Origin of the sequence: Micromonospora sp. AB353, assembly GCF_049538395.1 — a bacterium.
Lineage (GTDB): Bacteria > Actinomycetota > Actinomycetes > Mycobacteriales > Micromonosporaceae > Micromonospora > Micromonospora aurantiaca.
Window position 1 is genome coordinate 1 of sequence record NZ_JBMVFV010000203.1, and the last position, 305, is coordinate 305.

The window sequence follows — 305 nt, forward strand, 5'->3', positions numbered from 1 at the left end:
CGGGCCGACTACCTGGCGGGTCATTCGATCGGTGAGGTGACGGCGGCGTACGTGTCGGGGATGGTGTCGCTGTCGGATGCGTGTGTGTTGGTGGCGGCGCGGGGTCGGTTGATGCAGGCGTTGCCGGCTGGCGGTGTGATGGCGGCGGTGGGTGCGTCGGAGGAGGCTGTCGCCGGGCTGATCGCGTCGTCGGGCGCGGGTGTGGATGTGGCGGCGGTGAATGGCCCGGCGTCGGTGGTCGTCTCGGGCGGGGCCGATGAGGTGGCCTCGGTGGTGGCGGGCTGCCGTGAGCGGGGTTGGCGGGT

At 72.5% G+C, this 305-nt stretch carries 1 protein-coding gene; it reads left to right on the forward strand.

Annotated elements, in window-relative coordinates; all coding sequences use genetic code 11:
- Positions 1-305 (forward strand): acyltransferase domain-containing protein (locus ACPCK6_RS29690; protein ID WP_423482868.1); only part of this gene is annotated, 305 nt, incomplete at both ends.